Source organism: Pseudomonas sp. IzPS59 (assembly GCF_014863505.1).
In the GTDB taxonomy this organism is placed as follows: domain Bacteria; phylum Pseudomonadota; class Gammaproteobacteria; order Pseudomonadales; family Pseudomonadaceae; genus Aquipseudomonas; species Aquipseudomonas kribbensis.
The window spans coordinates 5,524,538-5,545,223 of the sequence record NZ_CP062251.1 but is presented as its reverse complement, the minus strand read 5'-3'; the positions used below and the strand labels follow the sequence as shown (position 1 = coordinate 5,545,223).

Below are 20,686 nucleotides of genomic sequence, written 5' to 3'. Positions count from 1 at the left end.
TAAGGTGAAGAGTTCAATGCAAGTAATGCGTGACTGGGCGACACGATACGCACCGTGGCTCGGCCTGGTAGGCATCCTTGGCAGCGCGCAGGAAGCGCTGGCCGGCGATTACGAAGGTTCGCCCCAGGTGGCCGAATTCGTCGGTGAAATGACCCGCGACTACGGTTTCGCCGGCGAGCAACTGATGGCGGTGTTTCGCGAGGCCCAGCGCAAGCAGGCGATTCTCGACGCGATTTCCAAACCCGCCGAACGGGTCAAACAGTGGAAAGAATACCGGCCGATGTTCATCACCGACGCGCGCATCGCCCGTGGTGTGGACTTCTGGCGCCAGCACGAGGCGGTACTGGCCCGCGCCGAGCAGGAATACGGCGTTCCGGCCCAGGTGATCGTGTCGATCATCGGCGTCGAGACCTTTTTCGGACGTAATACCGGTAATTACCGGGTGATCGATGCCTTGTCCACGCTGGGTTTCGACTATCCTCCCCGTGCCGAATTTTTCCGCAAGGAACTGCGTGAGTTCCTGCTGCTGGCTCGCGAAGAACAGGTCGACCCGCTGACCCTCAAGGGCTCCTACGCCGGGGCGATGGGCCTGCCGCAGTTCATGCCGAGCAGTTTTCGCGCCTATGCGGTGGATTTCGACGGTGATGGCCACATCAATATCTGGAACAACCCGGATGATGCGATCGGCAGCGTTGCCAGCTACTTCAAGCGTCACGGCTGGGTGGCCGGCGAACCGGTGGTCAGTCGTGCGGATGTGCGCGGCGAGCAGGTGGATGAAGGCCTGACCACCGGCATCGAACCGACGAAAACCGTCGGGGAGTTGCGAGCGCTGGGCTGGTCAAGTCATGATGCGCTGCGCGATGATATGCCGGTTACTGCATTTCGCCTGGAAGGCGACAATGGCCCGGAATACTGGATGGGCCTGAAGAATTTCTACGCGATCACGCGTTATAACCGCAGCGTGATGTACGCCATGGCTGTACATCAACTGTCTGAAGAGCTGGTAAAAGCACGGGGCGTCAAGTAATGCAGGCATTGCCTATCAACAAACCCCTGAAGCTGGTGGCATTCGCCGCGTTGGCGGTGCTGGTCGCCAGTTGCTCGACCAGCCGGGCGCCGACCCAGAAATACGCCTCGAACACCGTACGTGCCCAACCGGGTCTGGACATCAACCGGGCCCACAAGGACGGCGCGCCATGGTGGGACGTCGATGTATCGCGCATTCCGGACGCCACGCCGACCCTGCACACCGGCCCGTACAAGGCCAACCCTTATACCGTGCTGGGCAAGACCTACTTCCCTTTGCAGGAATCCAAGACCTACGTGGCCTCGGGTACCGCGTCCTGGTACGGCACCAAGTTCCACGGTCAGAACACCGCCAACGGCGAGGTCTATGACCTGTACGGCATGAGTGCCGCCCACAAGACCTTACCGCTGCCAAGTTACGTTCGGGTGACCAACCTGGACAACAACAAGAGCGTGATCCTGCGGGTCAACGACCGCGGGCCGTTCTATTCGGACCGGATCATCGACCTGTCCTACGCTGCGGCCAAAAAGCTCGGTTATGCCGAAATCGGCACCGCGCGGGTCAAGGTCGAGGGTATCGACCCGCAACAATGGTGGGCCGCCAAGGGCCGTCCGGCGCCTTTGATGCTCAACGAGCCGCAAGTCGCGCAGAATACTGCGCCGGTGATCACGGCCTCGGCCGGTACCATCGAGCAGTGGACTCCACCGCCGCAACAGCATGCCTCCGACACTGTACCTGTACAGATCGGCGCAAAAAAAAACGCTTCTGCACCAGCGTCTGGCCAGTATCTGCAGGTGGGCGCGTTCGCCAACCCGGACGCTGCAGAACTCCTGAGGTCGAAGCTCAGCGGGATGGTGAGCGCTCCGGTGTTCATCAGCTCGATCGTGCGCAATCAGCAGACCCTGCACCGGGTACGCCTGGGACCGATCGGTTCGCCGGGTGAAATTGCCCAGGTGCAGAACAGCGTGCGCCTGGCCAACCTTGGTTCGCCAAGTGTGGTCACCGAGTAAGTAATACGTAGCACTTGATTGACGGTTCGCCAGCGATTGGGGGGTGAATCAGGTTGTTGGCTCGTCGAAGAACAAAAGCCCGGCAAAGGGTGACTGGAGTGAGCAACTGAACACGCGATGACTCGTTAGAAAGTCATCTGATTAATTTTGCCCGCAAGGGCAGTTTCCATTAGCGATTTCGAGAGACGGATGAACATCACCACCTTTGCCAAACGCCTGTGTCTGCTAGTCCCGCTGCTCCTCTCGCCAGCCGCCTTCGCGGCCGAGATGATGCCGTCGCCACCTCAACTGGCCGCAAAAGCCTACGTGCTCATGGACGCCAGCAGCGGCAACGTGCTGGTGGAGAACAACGGTGACCAGCGTCTGCCACCGGCCAGCCTGACCAAACTGATGACCGCGTACATTGCAACGCTGGAAATCCGTCGTGGCCAGATCGGTGAAAACGATCCGGTGACCGTCAGCGAAAACGCCTGGCGCACCGGCGGTTCGCGGATGTTCATCAAAGTCGGCTCGCAAGTGACTGTCAGCGACCTGCTGCACGGCATCATCATCCAGTCCGGCAACGACGCCAGCGTCGCGGTGGCCGAGCACATCGCCGGCAGCGAAGACGCCTTCGCCGACCTGATGAACAAGACCGTCGCCGATCTGGGCATGACCAATACCCACTTCATGAACCCGACCGGTCTGCCGAACCCTGAGCACTATTCGTCGGCTCACGACATGGCGATCCTGGCGCGCGCGATCATCCACGAAGATCCGGCTCACTACGCGATCTACTCGCAGAAAGAGTTCTTCTGGAACGGCATCAAGCAGCCTAACCGCAACCTGCTGCTGTGGCGCGACAAGACCGTCGACGGTCTGAAAACCGGTCACACCGACGAAGCCGGCTACTGCATGGTGTCTTCGGCTGTACGTGATGGCATGCGTCTGATCGCCGTGGTGTTCGGCACCAACAGCGAAGTGGCTCGCGCCGCCGAGACCCAGAAGCTGCTGACCTACGGTTTCCGCTTCTTCGAAACCCAGACCTTCTATCAGAAGGGCACCGAACTGGCTCAGGCCCCGGTGTGGAAAGGCACCACCAACCAGGTCAAGGCCGGTCTGGCTGAAGATCTGACCATGACCCTGCCGAAGGGCCAGCTGAAGAAGCTCGCTGCCAGCATGACCATGAACCCGCAACTGACCGCGCCAATCGCCAAGGGCGACGTGATCGGTAAAGTCGAAGTGAAACTGGACGACAAGGTGGTACACAGCGCCGACCTGATCGCCCTGGACGCTGTCGAGGAGGGTGGTATCTTCCGCCGCATGTGGGATAGCATCCGTCTATTCTTCTACGGCTTGTTCAACTGATTCGAGTTGACCTGCATGGCCCCGTTCCCCTCCGGAGCGGGGCCTTGTTCGTTACCGGGCTTACGCTTACGAGGCCGTTACGCCATGACCGATACCGAAGTAAAGGCGCCAAAGATCGAATTTCCGCAGGTTGATTATCCGGTTAAGGTGATCAGCGATACGGGCGTCGGCAACAAAGACAAGATCATCGACATCGTCAAGAAACACGCAAAGATCAACGATGAGCGTGTCGACGAGCGTCAAAGCAGCAACGGCAAGTACACCACCATCCAGTTGCACATCGTCGCGACCGATCAGGATCAGCTGTACAACATCAACAGCGAACTGCGGGCGACCGGCTTCGTACACATGGTGTTGTGATGCCGGGCACGCTGGGCTTTCGCGAACTTGGCCAGATGGCTTACGAGCCGGTCTGGCATGCCATGCAACGCTTTACCAACGAACGCGGCAGTGATGCCGCCGACGAAATCTGGCTCGTCGAACACCCGCCGGTGTTCACTCAGGGTCAGGCCGGCAAAGCCGAACATCTGTTGCTGCCGGGAGATATCCCGGTGGTTCAGGTCGACCGCGGCGGGCAGGTGACTTACCATGGCCCCGGCCAACTGGTGGCGTACCTGTTGCTGGATGTGCGCAAACTGGGTTTTGGCGTACGCGACCTGGTCACACGCATGGAGCGGTGCCTGATCGAACTGCTGGCCAGCTACGGCGTCAACGCTGTGGCCAAGCCAGATGCTCCCGGCGTCTATGTCGACGGAGCGAAAATCGCTTCTCTGGGTTTGCGGATTCGCCACGGTTGTTCCTTTCATGGCCTGGCCCTGAACGTGGATATGAACCTGGAGCCGTTTCGACGGATTAATCCCTGCGGCTATGCCGGGCTGGCGATGACCCAGCTGAGCGATCACGCAGGATCGATTGAATTTGCCGAGGTAAGTGCCCGGCTGCGCGCGCAGCTCGTCAAACACCTCGACTATGCTGAGCAGACGACCCTGACGGGCGGAATCGACTGATATGACTACTGATGCAGTGCAAACCATGATCCCGACGCTCGACGTGACCGAGCGCCCGGCCCCGCGTCCCAAGGTTGAAGCCGGCGTCAAGCTGCGCGGCGCCGAGAAGGTTGCACGCATCCCGGTAAAGATCATTCCGACCACCGAACTGCCGAAGAAACCCGACTGGATCCGCGTGCGCATCCCGGTTTCGCCGGAAGTCGAGCGCATCAAGAGCCTGCTGCGCAAGCACAAGCTGCACAGCGTCTGCGAAGAGGCCTCCTGCCCGAACCTGGGCGAGTGCTTCTCCGGCGGCACCGCGACCTTCATGATCATGGGTGACATCTGCACCCGTCGCTGCCCGTTCTGCGACGTCGGCCACGGTCGTCCGAAACCACTGGACGTCAACGAGCCGGAAAGCCTGGCCATCGCCATCGCCGACCTGAAACTCAAGTACGTGGTGATCACCTCGGTGGACCGCGACGACCTGCGTGATGGCGGTGCCCAGCACTTTGCCGACTGCATTCGTGAAATCCGCAAATTGTCGCCGAACGTGCAGCTCGAGACCCTGGTCCCTGACTACCGCGGCCGCATGGACATCGCCCTGGAAATCACCGCGGCGGAGCCGCCGGATGTGTTCAACCACAACCTGGAGACCGTGCCGCGCCTGTACAAGGCTGCGCGTCCGGGGTCGGACTACCAGTGGTCGCTGACCCTGCTGCAACGCTTCAAGCAGATGATGCCGCACATTCCGACCAAATCCGGCCTGATGCTGGGTCTGGGCGAGACCGACGACGAAGTCATCGAAGTCATGAAGCGCATGCGCGAACACGACATCGACATGCTGACCCTGGGCCAGTACCTGCAACCATCCCGCAGCCACTTGCCAGTGCAGCGTTTCGTGCACCCGGACACCTTCGCCTGGTTCGCCGAGGAAGGTTACAAGATGGGCTTCAAGAACGTCGCGTCCGGCCCGTTGGTGCGTTCGTCGTACCACGCGGACGAGCAGGCGAAACTGGTCAAGGCCGAGTTGCTCGGTTCCTGATTCAGCGCTGAATGAAAAAATGCCCGCCGGGTTTTATCGCCCGGCGGGCATTTTTTTGTCCGGCCTACGCTCGTTATCGACTTTTCCTGCAATCTGCGGCGCAGCCGAGCCTCTTCTGTTTGTCGCCGTTCCTGACTACTGTGTGTGCATGACTTTACACAGGGAGATCCATGGATGACCGTTCGACCGACCCACACCCTTTTTCCGCACAAACCTGTGCCGGCGCTGCCATCGGAAGGGCTGATAGGCGTCATTGCTCCCGCCGGTCCTGGCGCGCTGGATACTGAAAAGGCCATCCAGTGGATGCGCGCCCGGGGTTACGGTTTGCGGGTGTTCCCTGGCGTTTACGAGAAGGATGGCTATCTGGCCGGCAGTGACGAGGTGCGATTGAACGATCTGCACGCGGCGTTCGCTGATCCCGAGGTTGACGCAATCATCTGTCTGCGTGGCGGTTACGGCACGCCGCGCTTGCTGGATCAAATCGACTACGATCTGCTGGCGCGCCATGCCAAGCCCTTTGTCGGCTACAGCGACATCACCGCGCTGCATCTGGCCATCAGTCGCTACGCCGGGTTCGTGACCTTTCACGGGCCATTGTTGAACGCCGACCTGCTGGGAGACAAGGAACCGCCGACGGTGACGTCGTTCTTTGCCATGCTGCGTGGGCAGTTGAAGGCCGGCAGTGTATTGAGCCATCCGGTGGCTTATCCACTGACCACGGTTGAGCCCGGCATCGCTCACGGGCGTTTGCTGGGCGGCAATCTGGCGATGATCGCCGCAACCTTGGGCACGCCCTACGAAATCGACGTCGAAGGGGTGATCCTGCTCATCGAGGACGTCAACGAGCCGCTGTATCGGATCGACCGCTTGCTGACCCAGATGCGTCTGGCCGGCAAGCTGGCCCGATTGCGTGGCGTGTTGGTCGGGGATATTGCGGGAGTGGATGTCGATGCGCTGAATCGCCTGCTCAAGCAGACCTTCGAGCCGCTGCGGATTCCGGTGTTGTCGGGCTGGCGCAGCGGGCACTGTGATCCGAACCTGACGCTGCCATTGGGCGCGCTGGTTCGACTGGATGCAGGGAAGAAGGAATTGATGCTGGAGCAGGATGTGGTGATCAAGGCATAGAAACTGATCACCTGATAGTCAGTCATCGCGGGCAAGCCCGCTCCCACGGTTTTCAGGTTGTACGCAGAACTGCGATCACCTCTAAACCTGTGGGAGCGGGCTTGCCCGCGATGCTTTTACTGGTTGCGCAGGCTTTCAAGCAGCTTGTGCGTCGGATAGCCATCCGCCGGCCAGCCGAATGACTGTTGTGCGCTACGAATCGCCTTGCGCGTATTGGCACCGATGATGCCGTCGGCGGTGCCCGCGTCGTAGTTGCGCGCGGTCAGCAGGTTCTGTAGCTCGATGCGCTCGGTACGGCTCAGCGGCAGATCATCCTTCGGCCAGGTGCCGTTGATCAGGCCTGCGCCGTTGAAGCGCTCGGACAACAGGCTTACCGCCAGGGCATAGGACGACGAATTGTTGTACTTGAGGATCGCCCGGAAGTTGTCGAGGATCAGGAACGCCGGGCCACGATAGCCGGCCGGCAACAGCAGGGCGGCTGACAGTTGCTCGGAACCGGCGGGGGGCTGGCCGCCGTTGGGCAGAATCACGCCCAGTTGCCGCCATTCGGCGACACTCTTGCGAATCGCGCCATCTGCCAGGGTGTAATTGAAACCGCTCGGCAGCTGCACTTCGAAGCCCCATGGCTGGCCACGCTGCCAGCCAGAGCTTTGCAAGTAATGCGCAGTCGAGGCCAGAGCGTCGGCGGGGCTGCCCCAGATGTCGCGGCGGCCGTCGCCGTCGAAATCCACCGCGTGGGTGTTGTAGGTCGTCGGGATGAACTGGGTCTGGCCCATGGCACCTGCCCAGGAACCGAGCATTTTTTCCGGCGTGATGTCGCCCTGTTGCAGGATCTGCAGCGCCGCGATCAGTTGCGCGTGAGCAAAGGCCGGGCGGCGACCTTCATAGGCCAGGGTTGCCAGGGAGTTGATCACCGATTTGGTGCCCTGGAACTGACCGAAATTGCTCTCCATCCCCCACACCGATACCAGCGCCTGGCGATCGACGCCATAACGTTGTTCGATGCGTTGCAGGATATCGGCGTACTGGTTGATCAAGGTCTGGCCTTTACGTACTCGCAGCGGCGACAGGGCGCCGTCCAGGTACTCCCACACCGGGCGGGCAAACTCGGGCTGGCTACGGTCGGCGCGGATCACGCTGGCATCGAAGCTCACGTTGGCAAAGGCACGATCAAATACATCGGGGCGGATACCGGCGGCCAGGGCGTCCTTGCGGAAACCTGCCTGCCACTCGGCGAAAGTCTGGGTCGGTTGCAGATCGAGGTCGTCACCGGACGGCACTACCGGCGGGATGACCGCAGGGGCCGTGGCAACGGGAGCAGTCTGAAGCGGTTGCGCGTCGGCGGCGGTGGGTTTCTCCGCGCAGGCGACAAGCAGTATGAAACTTGTGGCAGCGATCAGTTGGCGAACGGGCCAACGACGGGAAAGACTGAGGGGCATGCACAGGTCCAGGGGATACGAATCAGGTGCAGACCTTAACATGAGGAAGGGGTGCTGCGCTTCAAGCGGCCAGAAAGTAAGAAGCCTCCCAGCTGTCAGACTGGAAGGCTTCGCGGCGGTAGCTGCCTTTACCCTTGGTTGGTCGTTCCTGGCGGCTGCGGAACAGGGGTTGGGCGACGATGGATTTGGCCTTGTTGTGGCCATGTTTCGATGGCTTTTTGCTCATTAGGGTTCTCGCGAGTGAGTGGGTTTTGTGCGGCAAATGATCTGCCGATGTCGAGCGTCTGTCTATAGGACTGAAGGCGCGATGTTCTGTAGGAAATGGTCTTTGCAAAAAAAGGGATCGCAGGGTGCGATCCCGGATTTCATTCGGCAGGTAACGTCAGACGCTGACCGGCCATCAACAGCGTTAAACGGCTGAGGCTCATCCACGGCGATCCGGCCGCCTGACCCTTGATCTGCGCATCGATGCGCTGGGCTTCGAGCAACAATTGCGCCCAGCGTTGCGCGGAGTAGCGTTGCAGGGCCTTGCTCATCAGCGGTTTGCGTTTGTCCCAGACCGGCGGTTTCGCCTGACTGAAGCACTTGTCCAGCGGCGTACCCTGGCTGTACTGCAGGGAGATGTTGGCCAGCAGACGCAGTTCCCGAGCCAGGGCCCAGAGGATCACCGGCGGCTCGACCCCTTCACCGCGCAGGCCTTCGAGCATGCGCAGAGCGTGAGCCGGTTCGCCGTTGAGGACTGCGTCGGTCAGGCCGAACACGTCGAAGCGCGCACTGTCGGCCACGGCCGCCTGCACGGTTTCGACGGTGATCTGTCCGTCTTCGGCCATCAGCTTGAGCTTCTCGATCTCCTGTGCGGCAGCAAGCAGGTTGCCTTCGACCCGCGCAGCAATCAGTTCGACCGCGTCCTGACTGGCCGAAAGGCCGGCCTGAGACAGTCGCTGACGAATCCAGCTCGGCAACTGATTGGCATCCACCGGCCAGATCTGCACGAACTGGGTTTGCTGACCTTCGACCAGCGCCTTGCCCCACTTGGTTTTCTGCGCGCTGCCGTCCAGCTTGGGCAGGCTGATCAGCAATACCGTGTCTTCGGCAGGGCGCGAGCAGTATTCGATCAGCGCGGCGGCACCCTTGTCACCGGGCTTGCCGGAGGGCAGGCGCAGTTCCAGCAGGCGCTTTTCAGCGAACAACGACATGCTGGCACCGGCCAGCAGCAGCGTACCCCAATCGAAATTGGCGTCGGCAGCGAAGACCTGACGTTCGTCGAAACCTTGCTGACGGGCAGCGGAACGAATGGCGTCGGCAGCTTCCTGGCACAGCAGCGGGTCATCGCCGCTGATGATGTAGACCGGCGCAAGGGCGCCTTGCAGGTGTTTGCCGATTTGGGCGGGAGCGAGCTTCATAAGAGAGGGCGAACGGGGCGCCTGAGCGCCCCGGACGTCTTACTGCTGCGGCAGTTCGAGCGGCGACTGACGCGGAGTTTCCGCTTCAGCCTTCTGCGCCGCTTCCAGGGCATCGGCTTCAGCCTTGGCCCGGGCGTTGGCGGTCTGCTGCAGCGCATCCAGTTGGGCCGGCGTCAGTTGCTGCAGGCGCAGCATCATGCGCTGGACCAGTTCGCGGCGGGTTTCACGGCGAGCATCGTTGGCTTCCTGGTCGGAGCCGACAAGGTTGTTACCGTCGTGAATGAACACTTTCTGCACTTCAAGCTTGTCGCTTTTGAGCAGCAGGTCTTTTTCGCCACGAATATCGTAGTTGAGCACGGTGGTCACTTGATACTCGCCAGTACGACCGGCACCGGCGTAGCTGAGGATGCGCTGGTTTTCCTGCTCATCGGCCAGGTACAGCTTGTACGGTGCGCCGGAGACAATCTTGACGCCGCTGGCCTCCAGCACCTGACGCAGTTGCGTCACGGTTTCGCCGTAGGCGTTACGGGCGCTCAGATCGAGCTCCTTGATCGTCAGTTCGGTGGTGCCGGTGCCGCGCAGCTGGAAACCGCAGGCGCTCAACAGGACAGCGAGGCCCATCACCAGCAGATTGCGTTTGATCATTGTGTTGCTCCCCTTGAAACCATGTGGGCCGACCCTGCGGCCCGAAAGGTTTTACTGGACGCCAGGCAGACCCGGCGTCCGATCCAATTAGCTGGCGACGATATTGACCAGTTTCCCGGGCACTACGATCACTTTGCGAATAGTCAGGCCATCGACGAAGCGCAGCACGTTTTCGTTGGCACGGGCGGCGGCTTCGACTTCTTCACGGGTCGCGGCAGCCGGCATTTCGATCTGGCCGCGCAGTTTGCCGTTGACCTGGATGACCAGGGTCAGGCTGTCCTGCACCAGCGCGCTTTCGTCCAGCACCGGCCAGCCGGCGTCGATCACCGGATCAGCATGTCCCAGGCGATTCCACAGTTCATGGCTGATGTGCGGCGTGATCGGGGCCAGCAGCAGGGTCACGGCTTCCAGGCCTTCGTGGATCAGCGCACGGTCCTGCTCGGTGGCCTGGGCGGCTTTTTCCAGCACGTTCATCAGCGTCATCACCTGGGCGATGGCGGTGTTGAATTTGTGGTTCTGGCCGACGTCATGGCTGGCCTGCTTGATCGCCTGGTGGATCGCACGACGAACGACTTTCTGCTCGTCATTCAGGCCGGCGATGTCCAGTTTGCCCGGCAGGCCCTGGGTAACGTGGGCCTGAGCCAGACGCCAGACGCGCTTGAGGAAGCGGTGCGAGCCTTCCACGCCGGAGTCGGACCACTCAGCGCTCATGTCAGGTGGCGAAGCGAACATCATGAACAGGCGGCAGGTGTCGGCGCCGAACTGATCGATCATCGACTGTGGGTCGACGCCGTTGTTCTTCGACTTGGCCATCTTCTCGGTGCCGCCGATTTCCACCGGCAGGCCGTCGGATTTCAGTTTGGCACTGATGACCTTGGCCTTGCTGTCGCGCTCCAGTTCCACGTCCGCCGGGTTGAACCAGGTGTAGGCGCCGTTGGCTTCACGACGATAGTAGGTTTCGGCGACCACCATGCCCTGGGTCAGCAGGTTCTTGAACGGCTCGTTGGAACTCACCAGGCCTTCGTCGCGCATCAGCTTGTGGAAGAAACGCGCGTAGAGCAGGTGAAGAATGGCGTGTTCGATACCGCCGATGTACTGATCCACCGGCAACCAGTGGTCGGCCGCGGATTTTTCCACCAGACCGCCTTCGAAGTGCGGCGAGGCGTAACGGGCGTAGTACCAGGACGACTCGACGAAGGTGTCCATGGTGTCGGTTTCACGCTTGGCAGGCTGGCCGCATTTCGGGCAGGTGCACTCGTAGAACTCGGGCATGCGCGCCAGCGGCGAACCGGCGCCGTCCGGCACCACGTCTTCCGGCAGTACGACAGGCAACTGGTCTTCCGGCACCGGCACGTCACCGCAGGCATCGCAGTGGATGATCGGGATCGGGCAGCCCCAGTAGCGCTGACGGCTGATGCCCCAGTCGCGCAGGCGGAACTGGGTGCGCGAGGCGCCGAGGTTTTTCTTGATCAGGGCGACTTCCATGGCGTCGAACGCGCCTGCGAAGTCCAGGCCGTCGAACTCGCCGGAATTGATCAGCGTGCCGTGCTCGCCGTAGGCGTCCTGCCACGGAGCCGGGTTGGTTTCACCGGAACTGGTGCGAACCACGGATTTGACTGGCAGGTTGTATTTGTGGGCGAACTCGAAATCGCGCTCGTCGTGAGCCGGCACAGCCATGACCGCACCGTCGCCGTAGTGCATCAGCACGTAGTTGGCGACCCACACCGGCAGCTTTTCGCCGGTCAGCGGGTGCTCGACGAACAGGCCGGTCGGCAGGCCTTTCTTTTCTTGAGTGGCGACGTCGGCTTCGGCAACGCTGCCGCCCTTGCATTCGGCGATGAACGCTTGCAGCTCAGGGTTGTTCTTGGCAGCGAGGGCAGCCAGGTGGTGCTCGGCAGCCACGGCAACATAGGTTGCGCCCATCAGGGTGTCCGGACGGGTGGTGAAGACTTTCAGGGTGCCGCTTTCGCCGATCGAATCGACGTTGTACGGGAACTGCACTTCCATCCCGCGGGACTTGCCGATCCAGTTGCGCTGCATGGTCTTGACCTGTTCCGGCCAGCCGGTCAGTTCGTCGAGACTCTCCAGCAGCTCATCCGCGTAGGCGGTGATCTTGAAGTAGTACATCGGGATTTCGCGCTTTTCGATCAGCGCGCCGGAACGCCATCCGCGACCGTCGATCACCTGTTCGTTGGCCAGAACGGTCTGGTCGATCGGGTCCCAGTTCACGGTACCGTTCTTGCGGTAGATCACGCCTTTTTCGAACAGGCGGGTGAACAGCCATTGTTCCCAGCGGTAGTAATCAGGCTTGCAGGTGGTGACTTCGCGGGACCAGTCCACCGCGAGGCCCAGGCTGCGCAGCTGGGATTTCATGTAGGCGATGTTTTCGTAGGTCCACTTGGCCGGGGCCACGTTGTTCTTCATCGCGGCGTTTTCCGCCGGCATGCCGAAGGCGTCCCAACCCATCGGTTGCAGGACGTTCTTGCCGAGCATGCGCTGGTAGCGGGAGATCACGTCGCCGATGGTGTAGTTGCGCACGTGCCCCATGTGTAGCTTGCCGCTGGGGTAAGGGAACATCGACAGGCAGTAGTAAGTCTCCTTGCCTGGCTGTTCACTGACTTCAAAGGACTTTTGCTCGTCCCAGAACGACTGGGCGGCGGCTTCGATTTCACGGGGCTGATATTGTTCGTGCATGGCTACTTTTGTACTGGATAGGGGTGGCCTAATCCTCTTCAATGCGACATCCGGAGCGGGCCGGACGGGCTGGAAGTGGAGTTACAGGAAGCGCCGTAGCATACATGACCGCGCTTGGCCTAGGGAAACCCTGATTGCAGCCGTTTGCCCCGTTGAAATCGCGGCGAGGGCCGTTGGTCGCGGCGTGCAGCCGGTTTGTGCAGCGAAGCTAAGCTCTAACTGGGGAGTGAGTCTTATCTTCAATGAGGTGAGGGATGGTGGAGTCACAGCAAAGAAACATAACCAAACCCGAGTTGTACGAGCGGTTGATCGATCGTCTGGGAATGGCCCTGGACGCGGCAAAAACCGCTGGACGGCTGCGCGACGAGCGCCCCCTGGAGCTGGAATTGCGTGGCTTGAGCCCCGCCGAGTTCAATCTGGTCAAGGCTTATCTGGATCGCAGTGAGCGTGAAACCCACGGATACCTGTCACAGGCAGTGAAGCAACTCGATGCAGCCCATTCGGCCAAGGTCATCTGGCTCAAGGACAAGGCACCGGGCAGAGAGACCGTAAAAGTGCGCACTCTGCAGGCCAAGTAAACGCATGGCAGGTCAAAAAGCGGATCTTTTTCAACGGGATCCGACCCTACTGGTTGTCGCGTTGTACCAACCCACTTAGGCTTCGGGCATCTCTGGAGATGCTCGATGCCTTTTCGTTATTTCATTAAACAACTTCTGTTGCCGCCCGGCCTTCTTTTGCTGCTGTTGCTCGCCGCCTGGTGGTTGCGACGTTCGCGGCCGCGACTGGCCGGGCTGTGCTTCGCCCTGGGTTTTGGCGGCTTTCTGCTGATGAGCCTGCCGGTGGTCGTGCAATGGGGCGCCAAGGCCCTGGAACGCGAGCCGCCGCTGGCCCGGGATTCATGGACAAGCCTTGCGCAACGCGCTGATGCGATTGTGGTGCTGGGCTCCGGGCGCGAGCGTGGCGACCTGGCCTGGGGGGAGGATCAACCGACGGGCGTCGGGCTTGAGCGACAGCGCTACGCGGCGCGTCTGGCCAAGGCCTCGGGGTTGCCGATTCTGACCAGCGGTGGCCTGCATTACGGTACACCGCCGAGTGAAGCGAAACTGATGGCCGATTCGCTGTGTGATGATTTCGGTGTGACCGTGCGCTGGCAGGAAGGGGAGAGCCGCACCACGTGGGAAAACGCTGCCTTCAGCGCCAAAATGCTGCTGCCGGAAGGCGTCAAACGTATCGTTCTGGTGACCCAGGCCTGGCATATGCCGCGAGCGGTGTGGAGTTATCAACAGGCCGGATTCGAAGTGGTGCCGGCGCCGGTCGGTTTCCTCGGCACTGACAATGCCCGGCCGTTTGGCGGCTGGATGCCGGAGTTCAAGTCGATCTGGCAGAGCGGACAGTTGCTGAACGAGGCGGTGGGGCAGATCGGTTATTCGCTGTTTTATCGAGCAGGCGATAGCGGCGACTGAGGGCTTTCGCGCAAGGCGCGGAAGCCCTTCAGTTGTCAGAGGGTCTTGGACATCCGGTTGGTCATCAGCGCCCAGCCAAACAGCACCACGCACAGGATGATCAGCGGCCACGAGCGCCACTGCAGATACGGCGTCAGGTTGTGCATCGGCACCACTTCGCCGTACAGCACGCCTTGTTCGAACTGCGGAATGCGTTCGGTGATCTGCCCGAACGGGTTGATCAGGCCGGTCACGCCGTTATTGGTGGCACGGATCATCCAGCGCCCGGCTTCAAGCGCACGCATCTGCGCCATCTGCAGGTGTTGCAGCGGGCCGATGGAGGTGCCGAACCAGGTGTCGTTGCTGATGGTCAGCAGCAGATCGCTGTGTGCGGCAAGACTTGCAGCGAACTCCGGGTACACCACTTCGTAGCAGATGAACGGCGCAATTTGATAACCCTTGGCCTGCAACAACGGCTGATCGGCTGGGCCGCGAGCGAAGTCGGACATCGGCAGATCGAAGAACGCGATCAGCCCGCGCAACAGGTCTTGCAATGGTACGTACTCGCCGAACGGCACCAGTTTCTGCTTCAGATACGTGCCATCGCCTTCGCCGACTACGGTAATGCCGTTGAAGAAGCGTTTTTCGTGACGCACCGTCTGGCGGATCGGCACACCCGTGATCAGCGCCGATTTACGCTCGGCGGCGAAGCTGCCCATCATGTTCAGGTAACCCTCGGCGGATTCCTTGAGCACCGGGACGGCGGTTTCCGGCCAGATCAGCAGATCCACCGGTTTCGAACGGAAACTCAAGTCGCGGTACAGCGCCAGTTGCGCGTTGAGCTGCGCCGGGTCCCATTTCATGCTTTGTTCGACGTTGCCTTGAATGGCGGCAACGGTCAGCGGTGCGCCGGACGGGCTGGTCCAGGCGTGGCCTTTCAAGGCGATGCCCGCCGCCCATGGGCCGACCAGCAGCACCAGCCCGGCGGCGATAAAGCCTTTGCGACCGGACTGCAGCAGGCGCGGTGAGTTGTAGATCAGCGCGGCGGTCAGCGCCAGGACGAACGACACCAGCCACATGCCGCCCACCGGCGCCAGCCCGGCCAGCGGGCCGTCCAGTTGGCTGTAACCGGAGTACAGCCACGGAAACCCGGTGAGGAACCAGCCACGAAACGCTTCCTGGCCAACCCACAACGCCGCGAAGGCCAGGGCATCGGCCAGCGGTGCTTCGTTACGGCGCAGCCAGCGCGCCCACAGCCAGGCGGGCAGGGCGAAGAACCAGGCAATGGCCGCGGTGAAAATCAGCATCAGGAACCCGGCCAGCAGCACCGAAGCGCCGCCGAAATGGTGGATGCTGTAGTAGATCCAGCTGGTACCGGCGCCGAACAGGCCGAAACCGAAGCACCAGCCACGACCGAGTGCCTGGCGCGGGCTCAGCTCGCGCAGGCCGGCATAGAACAGGCCGACCGCCAGCAGGGCCAGCGGCCAGAGATCGAACGGTGCCAGCGCGAAGGTGGTGATTGCACCGGCCGCCACGGCCAGCAGGTTACCGGGCCAGCCGGGGCGGGTTGTCCAGCGCATTTCAATCCTTAGATTTTTTACCGGGCGATTGGAGTCAGTCGCAGCAAATGAATCCGACGGCTGTCGGCGTTCAGGATGCGGAAACGATAAGCGCCGATTTCAGTGATTTCGTTGCGTTTTGGCAAGTGCCCGAACGCGCTCATCACCAGTCCGCCGACGGTGTCGAACTCATCGTCGGAGAATTCGCTGTCGAAGAACTCGTTGAAGTTCTCGATCGGCGTCAGGGCCTTGATCAGGAAATCACCGCTGGGCAGCGGCTTGATGTAGCTGTCTTCTTCGACGTCGTGCTCGTCTTCGATGTCGCCGACGATTTGCTCAAGCACGTCCTCGATGGTCACCAGACCGGCCACGCCGCCGTATTCGTCGATGACGATGGCCATGTGGTTGTGGTTGGCGCGGAATTCACGCAGCAACACGTTCAGACGCTTGGACTCCGGCACGAACGTGGCCGGGCGCAGAAGGTCCTTGATGTTGAAGCTGTCGCCGTTCTCCTTGAGGATCAGCGGCAGCAGATCCTTGGCCAGCAGCACGCCCATCACGTCGTCATGGCTTTCGCCGATGACCGGGTAGCGCGAGTGGGCCGAGTCGACCACGGCGGGGAGAAATTCGCGGGGTGTCTGGGTCGCCTTGATGCTGATCATCTGCGAGCGCGGCACCATGATGTCGCGAACCTGCAGGTCAGCCACCTGAATGGCGCCTTCGACGATGGCCAGCGCTTCGCTGTCCAGCAGTTTGTTCTGATGTGCATCGCGCAGCAGCTCCAGCAGCTCCTGGCGGTTCTTCGGCTCGTGGGCAAAAGCCTGGGTCAGTTTACCCAGCCAGGACTTCTGCCCGTTGCTCGATCGATCTTCGCTCATAGCGATTACTCTGAATCCTTTGTTGTAACGATAGGGGATGTTTCGGTTTCGTCGTCCGCGTACGGATCGGGATAACCCAATTCGGCAAGCAACTCGCGTTCCAGTGCTTCCATTTCCTCGGCTTCCTCGTCATCTATATGGTCGTAACCAAGCAGATGCAAGCAGCCGTGAATGACCAGATGTGCCCAGTGGGCGTTAAGTTCCTTGCCCTGTTCGGCCGCTTCACGCTCGACCACCGCCACGCAGATCACCAGATCGCCCAGCAGCGGGATGTCGAGAAACTCGTCGGGCACTTCGGCGGGAAAGGACAGGACGTTGGTCGCGTAATCCTTGTGGCGCCAGGTGTGATTGAGTTCGCGGCCTTCTTCTTCGTCGACCAGACGAATGGTCATTTCCGAGTCGGCGGTGCGCTGGCGCAGGGCCAGTTCGCACCATTGGCGGAATTCGGCTTCGGTCGGCGCAGACGCTTCGGTCGCGATTTGCAGGTCAAGCTCAAGCATCGTGGCGAGTGTCCTTTGGCGCTTCATCGGCCAGGCGCGTCTCGAAGCGCTCGTAGGCCTCGACGATGCGTTGCACCAACGGGTGGCGCACCACGTCTTTGGGCTGGAAGTGGGTGAAGCTGATACCCGGCACATCCTTCAGGACTTCGATGACATGATGAAGTCCGGATTTGGTGCCGCGCGGCAGGTCGACCTGGGTGATGTCGCCGGTGATCACGGCTGTGGAGCCGAAACCGATCCGGGTCAGGAACATCTTCATCTGCTCGACGGTGGTGTTCTGGCTTTCGTCGAGAATGATGAAACTGTTGTTCAGCGTACGACCGCGCATATAGGCCAGCGGTGCGACTTCGATCACCTGGCGCTCGATCAGCTTGGCCACGTATTCGAAGCCGAGCATTTCATAGAGGGCGTCGTAGAGCGGGCGCAGGTACGGGTCGATCTTTTGCGACAGGTCGCCGGGCAGGAAGCCGAGTTTCTCGCCCGCTTCGACCGCCGGACGCACCAGCAGGATGCGGCGGATCTGTTCGCGCTCCAGAGCATCCACGGCGCAGGCCACGGCCAGATAGGTCTTGCCGGTACCGGCCGGGCCGATGCCGAAGTTGATGTCGTTGCCGAGGATTTCCTTCACGTAGCGCAACTGATTCAAACCGCGTGGGCGAATCATGCCTTTCTTGGTGCGCAGGGCGACGGAGGCTTCGGCGGGGGCGTGGTTGTCCAGTTGCTCGACGGCCGATTCCTGGAGGAACAGGTGAACCGTATCCGGCGACAGCTCTGAACCCTTGGTTTCCCGGTACAGGCGGCGAATCAGGTTTTCCGCGGAAGTGGTGTGCTTGGGTTCGCCGATCAGCTCGAACTGATTGCCGCGGTTGCGGATCTCGATGGCCAGGCGCTGTTCGATCAGGCGCAGGTGTTCGTCGAACTGCCCGCACAGATTGGCGAAGCGGCGAGCCTCAAAAGGCTCGAGGATGAAACGATGAGGTTCTATGGGTGCGTTCAAGGTCGTATTTAGCCGCCCTGGGGCAATTGGGATGAAATCAAGGATAACGCCAGTGGCGTGGGTGCGAAAGCTCTTAAAAAGCCTGGCACCGATTCAGCCCTCTGGCGCGGTCTCCTTGCGGTGTTACTGGATCAGCGAGCCGCGCAGCGAGTGCGGTTGTGCCGCGTCTATGTGCACGTCGGCGAACTGACCGATCAGGGTTGGATTGTCGCAGCGGAAGTTGACGATACGATTATTCTCGGTGCGCCCTTGCAGCTCGCCCGGGTCTTTCTTCGAATAGTCGGTCACCAGGATCCGCTGGACCGAACCGACCATTTGTCGGCTGATCTCGAAGCCTTGCTGATTCAAACGGTGCTGCAAGGCGTTCAGGCGTTCTTTTTTCAGTTCTTCCGGAGTGTCGTCGGCCAGATCGGCAGCTGGAGTGCCCGGGCGCTGGCTGTAGACGAACGAATAAGAAAAGTCGAAGCCGACGTCAGCAATCAGCTTCATGGTCTGTTCGAAGTCTTTCTCGGTCTCCCCCGGGAAGCCGACGATGAAGTCCGAACTGATGCAGATTCCGGGTACGGCAGCGCGCAGTTTGCGCAGTTTTGATTTGTATTCCAACGCCGTGTGGTTGCGTTTCATGGCGGCCAGGATCCGGTCCGAACCGGACTGCACCGGCAAGTGCAGGTGCTTCACCAGTTCCGGCACTTCGGCGTGGGCCTGGATCAGGCTGTCGGAGAACTCCAGCGGATGCGACGTGGTGTAGCGGATGCGGTCGATGCCATCGACGGCCGCGACGACGCGGATCAGTTCGGCCAGATCCGCCAGGCGACCGTCGTGGGTCTGGCCCCGATAGCCGTTGACGTTCTGCCCCAGCAGGGTCACTTCACGCACGCCGTTTTCGGCCAGATGGATGATCTCGGCGATCACGTCGTCGAACGGCCGGCTGACCTCTTCGCCACGGGTATAAGGCACCACGCAGAACGTGCAGTACTTGCTGCAGCCTTCCATCACTGACACGTAGGCGCTCGGGCCGTCGATGCGCGGCTCGGGCAGGTGGTCGAACTTTTCGATTTCCGGGAACGAGACGTCGACTTGCGGCAGCTTGCTGATGCGCGCGGCGTCGATCATTTCCGGCAGGCGGTGCAGGGTTTGCGGGCCGAACACCACGTCAACGTACGGGGCGCGATCACGGATCGCCGCGCCTTCCTGACTGGCCACGCAACCGCCGACGGCGATCACCATGTCCGGGTTGGCCAGTTTCAGTTCGCGCCAGCGACCAAGCTGGGAATACACCCGGTCCTGGGCGCGTTCGCGGATCGAACAGGTGTTGAGCAGGATCACGTCGGCGTCTTCTGCCCGCGCCGTGACTTCCAGGGCCTGGTGTTCGCCCAGCAGATCGACCATGCGCGAGCTGTCGTACTCGTTCATCTGGCAACCGTGGGTTTCGATGTAAAGCTTCTTGGCCATGGAATAGGGTCGTCACGTGGTTCAAAGAACCGCGCATTATAGGGAACATGTCCCCAGGTTCCTACCGTTGCGCGTCCGGTGGCTATGCTATAGTTCGCGCCCTCATTTTTACCCCGATGTGTTGTCCGCCCGCCATGACCAAACGCGAAGCTCCAATCTACAAGGTGATTTTCCTCAACCAGGGCCAGGTGTTCGAAATGTACGCCAAGCAGATCTATCAAAGTGATCTGTGGGGCTTCCTGGAAGTGGAAGAGTTCGTCTTTGGCGAGCGCACCCAGGTGGTCGTCGACCCGAGCGAAGAGAAGCTCAAGGCACAGTTCGAAGGCGTGGTGCGCAGCTTTGTGCCGATGCATTCGATCGTGCGCATCGACGAAGTGGAACGCCTCGGCACGCCGAAAATCAGCGAAGCCCGTGGCGGTGTTGGCAATGTGATGCCGTTCCCGGTACCGATGCCCGAGAAGTAAGCGGGGCGGGAAAAGGCGCTACGACAGGAGCTACGGCAGAGGCGAGAACGGCGTACGCCCGTCGGCGCTCTGCAGTTCCATCAGGTATTTACGGAAAATTTGCCCGAGCACCTGGGTTGCGGTTTCCAGGTCTTCGCGGGACATCTTTTCAGACACTTCGTCGGCGGTGTCGAGCGCGTCTTCGGCGCCGTTGACCGCGGCCATCTTCAGCACGATGTAGGCCTGAATGTTGTTGGCCTGCACACCTTCACCGTGGAAGAACATGGTGCCGAGCTTGAATTGCGCCTGGGCGTGGCCTTGCAGCGAGGCCTTTTCGAAATAGCTCAGGGCTTGATTGAGGTCGCGCGGCGCATTCTTGCCGTCGTAGTAGAACTCACCCAACTCGTATTGCGCTTGCGCATCCCCTTCATCCGCTGCCTTTTGGCAGGCGGCGAGGGCCTGCGTGACATCTTGCGGCTGAGTATTGAGGGTGCAGCGACCCATCGCCGGGATCAACAACGAGTTGCCGCCTGCTTGTGCATGTGCGAGCAGCGGCTGAAGGAGCAACAGGCAGCCCAAGGCAAGGGTGCGGCCGGTGCGGTTCATGGGAATCGACTTACCTCTGAAGGGCGCGCGGACCCGTCGAGGGATCCAATAAGCGCGCATTATGAAATAAGCAGGGGCCACCTTACAA

The 20,686-nt window shown here is 61.1% G+C and carries 21 protein-coding genes; 10 read left to right on the top strand and 11 right to left on the bottom strand.

The genetic code is table 11. The features are described from left to right. The first annotated feature begins 16 nt into the window (after positions 1-16). The 7 genes from mltB to IF189_RS24860 all read left to right on the top strand — a co-directional run bounded on the left by mltB (position 17) and on the right by IF189_RS24860 (position 6,540). Positions 17-1,027 carry a lytic murein transglycosylase B gene (gene mltB, locus IF189_RS24890; RefSeq protein WP_085712282.1) on the top strand — a complete coding sequence of 337 codons (1,011 nt, stop codon included), beginning with the start codon at positions 17-19 and terminating at the stop codon, positions 1,025-1,027. Next, positions 1,027-2,037 carry a septal ring lytic transglycosylase RlpA family protein gene (locus IF189_RS24885; RefSeq protein WP_085732950.1) on the top strand — a complete coding sequence of 337 codons (1,011 nt, stop codon included), beginning with the start codon at positions 1,027-1,029 and terminating at the stop codon, positions 2,035-2,037. Before mltB ends, IF189_RS24885 begins: the two co-directional genes overlap by 1 nt. 189 nt (positions 2,038-2,226) lie before the next feature. Then, a complete protein-coding gene (locus tag IF189_RS24880; RefSeq protein WP_134828217.1) occupies positions 2,227-3,384 on the top strand; it encodes a D-alanyl-D-alanine carboxypeptidase family protein in 1,158 nt (385 codons plus the stop codon). An 84-nt stretch (positions 3,385-3,468) separates the two neighbouring features. Further along, entirely contained in the window at positions 3,469-3,744 is a 276-nt protein-coding gene (locus tag IF189_RS24875) for a DUF493 domain-containing protein (protein ID WP_007958664.1), read from the top strand. Continuing rightward, positions 3,744-4,391, top strand: a complete 648-nt coding sequence (gene lipB / locus IF189_RS24870; protein WP_134828216.1) for a lipoyl(octanoyl) transferase LipB — start codon at positions 3,744-3,746, stop codon at positions 4,389-4,391. Before IF189_RS24875 ends, lipB begins: the two co-directional genes overlap by 1 nt. Positions 4,392-4,416: 25 nt before the next feature. Beyond that, positions 4,417-5,415: a lipoyl synthase gene (gene lipA, locus IF189_RS24865; RefSeq protein WP_162803535.1), complete on the top strand. Its 999-nt coding sequence runs from the start codon at positions 4,417-4,419 to the stop codon at positions 5,413-5,415. 174 nt (positions 5,416-5,589) lie between these two features. Beyond that, complete coding sequence (locus IF189_RS24860) at positions 5,590-6,540, top strand: S66 peptidase family protein (RefSeq protein ID WP_134828215.1); 951 nt, start codon at positions 5,590-5,592, stop codon at positions 6,538-6,540. A 116-nt stretch (positions 6,541-6,656) separates the two neighbouring features. Here IF189_RS24860 and IF189_RS24855 read toward each other — a convergent pair whose 3' ends face one another. From IF189_RS24855 to leuS, 5 genes are all read right to left on the bottom strand, one after another. Further along, positions 6,657-7,979 carry a lytic murein transglycosylase gene (locus tag IF189_RS24855; RefSeq protein WP_134828214.1) on the bottom strand — a complete coding sequence of 441 codons (1,323 nt, stop codon included), beginning with the start codon at positions 7,977-7,979 and terminating at the stop codon, positions 6,657-6,659. A 61-nt stretch (positions 7,980-8,040) separates the two neighbouring features. After that, positions 8,041-8,205, bottom strand: a complete 165-nt coding sequence (arfA, locus tag IF189_RS24850) for an alternative ribosome rescue factor ArfA (protein ID WP_007958672.1) — start codon at positions 8,203-8,205, stop codon at positions 8,041-8,043. A gap of 139 nt (positions 8,206-8,344) precedes the next feature. Continuing rightward, positions 8,345-9,382: a DNA polymerase III subunit delta gene (gene holA / locus IF189_RS24845; protein ID WP_134828213.1), complete on the bottom strand. Its 1,038-nt coding sequence runs from the start codon at positions 9,380-9,382 to the stop codon at positions 8,345-8,347. Positions 9,383-9,421: 39 nt separating this feature from the next. After that, positions 9,422-10,027 carry an LPS assembly lipoprotein LptE gene (gene lptE / locus IF189_RS24840; protein WP_134828212.1) on the bottom strand — a complete coding sequence of 202 codons (606 nt, stop codon included), beginning with the start codon at positions 10,025-10,027 and terminating at the stop codon, positions 9,422-9,424. Between the two features lie 87 nt (positions 10,028-10,114). Then, entirely contained in the window at positions 10,115-12,721 is a 2,607-nt protein-coding gene (leuS, locus tag IF189_RS24835) for a leucine--tRNA ligase (protein ID WP_134828211.1), read from the bottom strand. Between the two features lie 254 nt (positions 12,722-12,975). Here leuS and IF189_RS24830 point away from each other — a divergent pair, with 254 nt between their 5' ends. Together IF189_RS24830 and IF189_RS24825 are read left to right on the top strand one after the other, a co-directional pair. Further along, entirely contained in the window at positions 12,976-13,299 is a 324-nt protein-coding gene (locus IF189_RS24830; protein WP_085712273.1) for a hypothetical protein, read from the top strand. 105 nt (positions 13,300-13,404) lie between these two features. Beyond that, positions 13,405-14,184, top strand: coding sequence for a YdcF family protein (locus IF189_RS24825; RefSeq protein WP_192552414.1), 780 nt, complete (start codon positions 13,405-13,407; stop codon positions 14,182-14,184). Between the two features lie 35 nt (positions 14,185-14,219). Here the strand turns inward: IF189_RS24825 and lnt are convergent, their stop codons facing one another. The 5 genes from lnt to miaB all read right to left on the bottom strand — a co-directional run bounded on the left by lnt (position 14,220) and on the right by miaB (position 19,549). Then, positions 14,220-15,743, bottom strand: coding sequence for an apolipoprotein N-acyltransferase (gene lnt, locus IF189_RS24820; protein ID WP_192552413.1), 1,524 nt, complete (start codon positions 15,741-15,743; stop codon positions 14,220-14,222). A 17-nt stretch (positions 15,744-15,760) separates the two neighbouring features. Continuing rightward, positions 15,761-16,600, bottom strand: coding sequence for an HlyC/CorC family transporter (locus IF189_RS24815; protein WP_007909641.1), 840 nt, complete (start codon positions 16,598-16,600; stop codon positions 15,761-15,763). Positions 16,601-16,605: 5 nt separating this feature from the next. After that, positions 16,606-17,100, bottom strand: a complete 495-nt coding sequence (gene ybeY, locus IF189_RS24810) for an rRNA maturation RNase YbeY (protein ID WP_134828208.1) — start codon at positions 17,098-17,100, stop codon at positions 16,606-16,608. Further along, positions 17,093-18,097, bottom strand: a complete 1,005-nt coding sequence (locus tag IF189_RS24805) for a PhoH family protein (RefSeq protein ID WP_011336084.1) — start codon at positions 18,095-18,097, stop codon at positions 17,093-17,095. The genes ybeY and IF189_RS24805 overlap by 8 nt, the downstream gene beginning before the upstream one ends. Before the next feature lie 123 nt (positions 18,098-18,220). Beyond that, the gene (miaB, locus tag IF189_RS24800) at positions 18,221-19,549 is read right to left on the bottom strand and encodes a tRNA (N6-isopentenyl adenosine(37)-C2)-methylthiotransferase MiaB (protein ID WP_134828207.1); all 1,329 of its coding nucleotides are present in this window, start codon (positions 19,547-19,549) and stop codon (positions 18,221-18,223) included. A gap of 134 nt (positions 19,550-19,683) precedes the next feature. Between miaB and IF189_RS24795 the strand changes: the two genes are divergently transcribed. Continuing rightward, a complete protein-coding gene (locus tag IF189_RS24795; RefSeq protein ID WP_007958692.1) occupies positions 19,684-20,013 on the top strand; it encodes a DUF1820 family protein in 330 nt (109 codons plus the stop codon). A gap of 30 nt (positions 20,014-20,043) precedes the next feature. On the opposite strand, the gene IF189_RS24790 is transcribed toward IF189_RS24795, so the two are convergent. Then, positions 20,044-20,598, bottom strand: a complete 555-nt coding sequence (locus tag IF189_RS24790; RefSeq protein ID WP_003228518.1) for a tetratricopeptide repeat protein — start codon at positions 20,596-20,598, stop codon at positions 20,044-20,046. Between the last annotated feature and the right edge of the window lie 88 nt (positions 20,599-20,686).